Annotated in this window: 3 protein-coding genes; 1 reads left to right on the top strand and 2 read right to left on the bottom strand. The window is 57.1% G+C overall.

Going from position 1 to position 3,694, the window contains the following annotated elements; translation table 11 throughout:
* Nucleotides 1-2 precede the first annotated feature (2 nt).
* Nucleotides 3-2,018: an ATP-dependent DNA helicase RecG gene (recG, locus tag ACIQ5B_RS10460; protein ID WP_397598969.1), complete on the top strand. Its 2,016-nt coding sequence runs from the start codon at nt 3-5 to the stop codon at nt 2,016-2,018.
* On the opposite strand, the gene ACIQ5B_RS10455 is transcribed toward recG, so the two are convergent.
* Complete coding sequence (locus ACIQ5B_RS10455; protein WP_397598968.1) at nt 2,015-2,338, bottom strand: PilZ domain-containing protein; 324 nt, start codon at nt 2,336-2,338, stop codon at nt 2,015-2,017. The genes recG and ACIQ5B_RS10455 overlap by 4 nt on opposite strands.
* A gap of 98 nt (nt 2,339-2,436) precedes the next feature.
* Nucleotides 2,437-3,663, bottom strand: a complete 1,227-nt coding sequence (gene tyrS / locus ACIQ5B_RS10450) for a tyrosine--tRNA ligase (RefSeq protein WP_397598967.1) — start codon at nt 3,661-3,663, stop codon at nt 2,437-2,439.
* Nucleotides 3,664-3,694 lie beyond the last annotated feature (31 nt).

Below are 3,694 nucleotides of genomic sequence, written 5' to 3'. Positions count from 1 at the left end.
CCATGAAGGGCGTTGGCCCTGGTCTGGCAAAGCCTCTTGAGCGCCTTGGGCTCGAGCGGGTGAAGGACGTGTTGTATCATTTTCCGGCCAACTGGACCTATCGCAAGGCGGTTTCCGTGCTGGATGTTTCCGATGTCGGCAGCAACATCATTGTCACCGTTACAGTGATGGACCACCGCAACAGCAACAACGCGCGCGCACCGTTGCGGATATTCGTTGCGGATGTCGCCGGAAACTATCTGACGCTCACTTTTTTCGGCCGAAATGGTGGTTGGGCGCGCAAGCAACTGCCCGTTGGTGAGAAACGCATCATTTCGGGCAAGCTCGAACGCTATGGCGACGAATTGCAAATGGTGCACCCCGATCATGTCGTTCCCATCGACAGCGATACGTCACCTGGCCTTGCCGAGCCGATTTATCCGCTATCGGATGGGCTGACGAACAAACGCATGGGGCAACTTGCGGGGGCCGCATTGCAGGATGTGCCGGACCTGCCCGAATGGATTGAGCCAAGCTTGGTCGCTGGCCGGAACTGGCCCAGCTGGGCGGCGGCGATTGGAACTGTGCACCGCAGGGATGACCAGTCGGTGCGTGACAGGCTGGCCTATGATGAACTGTTCAGCAATCAACTCGCCATGCGGCTTATCCGCGCGGCGATGGACAAACGTACGGCTGTGCCCGTGGCGGGTGATGGCTCGTTAATCTCGCTGTTGAAACTGCCATTTGCGCTCACGGGTGCGCAGCAGCGCGCTATTGCCGAAATTGAGGGGGACTTGGCGCAATCACGGCCCATGTTGCGCTTGCTTCAGGGCGATGTCGGCGCGGGCAAGACGATGGTTGCGCTCATGGCATTGCTGCGTGCGGTGGAGTCGGGGATGCAGGCGGCGATGTTGGCGCCAACGGAAATTTTGGCGCGCCAGCATTATGCGGGCCTTCAAAAGCTGTTGGCGGGGATGCCGGTGAATATTGCAATCCTAACGGGCCGCGAAAAGGGCAGCTTGCGCGAAGCAACGCTGATGGGGCTTGCTGATGGTTCGATACACATCCTCGTCGGCACCCATGCGATTTTTCAGGAAGCGGTGACCTATAAATCGCTCGCCGTGGCGGTTATCGACGAGCAGCATCGTTTCGGCGTTTCCCAGCGGCTCATGCTATCGCGCAAGGGCAGGGGCGTTCCGCACCTGCTGGTGATGACGGCAACGCCTATCCCGCGCAGCCTCGCGCTTGCGGCTTATGGTGAAATGGACAGCTCGATCCTTGATGAACTTCCGCCCGGTCGTACGCCGGTTGAAACACGCGTCATGTCGCAGGATCGGCTTGGTGAATTGATTGACGGCGTTGCCCGCCATCTTGCGGCGGGCAAGCAGGCATTCTGGGTGTGCCCGTTGGTCGAAGAAAGCGACAAGAGCGATCTTGCCGCCGCCGAACAGCGCGCAGAAATGCTCCGCTTGCGCTTTGGATCGCAGGTTGCTTTGGTGCACGGGCGTATGCGGGGTGCGGAAAAAGACGCGGTAATGGAGCGCTTCGTTGCGGGCGAGACACGGTTGTTGGTGGCGACGACCGTTATCGAAGTCGGCGTTGATGTCCCCAATGCCAGCCTGATGGTTATTGAGGCGGCGGATCGTTTCGGCCTCGCGCAATTGCATCAGTTGCGCGGGCGCGTTGGTCGCGGGTCAGAGAAATCGGTCTGTATTCTGGTGCGCACGACGCAAATTGGTGAGACGGCGCGCGCGCGTCTTGCGCTGATGCGCGAAACCAATGACGGCTTTCGTATCGCCGAGGAAGACCTCAAGCTGCGCGGTGCCGGCGAATTGCTGGGAACGCGTCAGTCGGGCGACAGCCCATTTCGCGTTGCGACGCCGGAGCAAGTGCGTGAACTCATCGGCGTTGCGGCAGATGATGCGCGGCTTTTGTTGGAACGCGACGGCGGACTTGATGGTCCGCGGGGGCATGCTGCCCGTGTGGCGTTGTATTTGTTTGAACGAGATGCCGGTGTGGCGACGCTTCGCGGCGGTTAGCGCAGCTTTGGCGAAATGATTTTAAGCAGCTCAAGAAAATGGGGTAAACGCAACACGCGTTCAAACTGAAAACCGGCGCGGTTGTCAGACGTCCAGATAACCAGTGCCTCGATTCTGCCAATGATGGGCAACCGAAGTTCGACGCGCTCTCCACGTTCGAAGCCGGGGTTATCGTCAATCATGAAGCCATGCGCGGAGACGTTGATGATGTGAATTTGCGTGTCGCCGCGCAATTTACTCTCGGCTATGACGGTGTGGTTCGCGCGGTGACGGGCCGCGATGCGGAAATCCAGATCAGGGTTCGGAACTGCTTGTGCCATATTTTGTGGCCTTGTGCGGTAATTGATGTTGGATAATCACCGTACCACCAAGTTCCAAATATTTGGTAAAGCCACGCTTCACAATTTTACCGACGCGCTTATCCGAAGCGAATGAGGCCGTGCTTTTTTTTGCCTGCAGAAATTTTCACAGGCTCTGATTGTGCTGAAATCATCGCATTTTCGTCAGTTACAGCCGCGTCGGCAATCCGTGCGCCGCCGCCCTGAATCATTCTGCGCGCTTCTTTTTTGGACGCCACGAAATTCAGCGCTACCAAGGCGTCAATCACGGAAATTTCTGTGCTGACGTCAATCGTTGGCAGATCCCCGCCGGACGTTCCTTCTTCAAAGGTTTTACGTGCGGTTTCAGCCGCGAGCGTTGCTGCCTCGGCACCACGGCACAATTCCGTAGCCGCGTTCGCCAGTGCAATCTTGGCGATGTTGATTTCGGAACCTTCCAACGATTCTAAACGTTCGATCTCGTCGAGCGGCAAATCGGTGAAAAGGCGCAGGAACTTACCGACGTCGCGGTCGTCCGTATTGCGCCAGAACTGCCAATAATCATAATCAGGCAGCTGTTCGCGATTGAGCCAGATAGCGCCAGAGACGGACTTACCCATTTTCGATCCATCGGCTTTGGTAATAAGTGGCGTTGTCAGGCCAAACACCTCTGCACCATCCATCCGGCGCGCCAATTCCATGCCGTTGATGATATTGCCCCATTGGTCCGATCCGCCCATTTGCAGACGGACGCCCATCGTCTTGCTGAGATGGCGGAAGTCATATCCTTGCAAGATCATATAGTTGAATTCGAGGAAGGTCATCGGCTGCTCGCGCTCAAGCCGCAGCTTGACCGAATCGAATGTCAGCATCCTGTTGACGGTAAAATGGGTGCCAACTTCTTGCAGCAGCTCGATATATCCAAGCTTACCCAACCAGTCATGGTTGTTGACCATAACGGCATCGGTCGGGCCATCGCCAAAGGTTAAAAACTGCTCAAACGCCGTGCGTATCGACGATATGTTGGCTTCGATGGTTTCATCGGTCAGCATCTTGCGGACTTCGTCTTTGCCCGTCGGATCACCAATACGCGTCGTGCCGCCGCCCATAACCACGACGGGCTTATGGCCAGCCTGCTGCAATCGGCGCAGCAACATGATGGACACCAGATTTCCGACATGAAGCGATGGCGCAGTCGCATCGAAGCCGATATATCCCGGAACAATCTCTTTGGACGCAAGCGCATCAAGCGCCGCCGCGTCGGTTGTTTGGTGGATGTAGCCGCGTGCATCAAGCTGGCGAAGAAGATCAGATTTATAAGCAGTCATAGCGCGTTAGCGCCTAGCATGGAGTTTCGAC

This window comes from Sphingorhabdus sp., from assembly GCF_044374345.1.
Classification (GTDB): Bacteria; Pseudomonadota; Alphaproteobacteria; order Sphingomonadales; family Sphingomonadaceae; genus Sphingorhabdus_B.
This window is presented reverse-complemented; position numbering and strand designations above follow the sequence as displayed.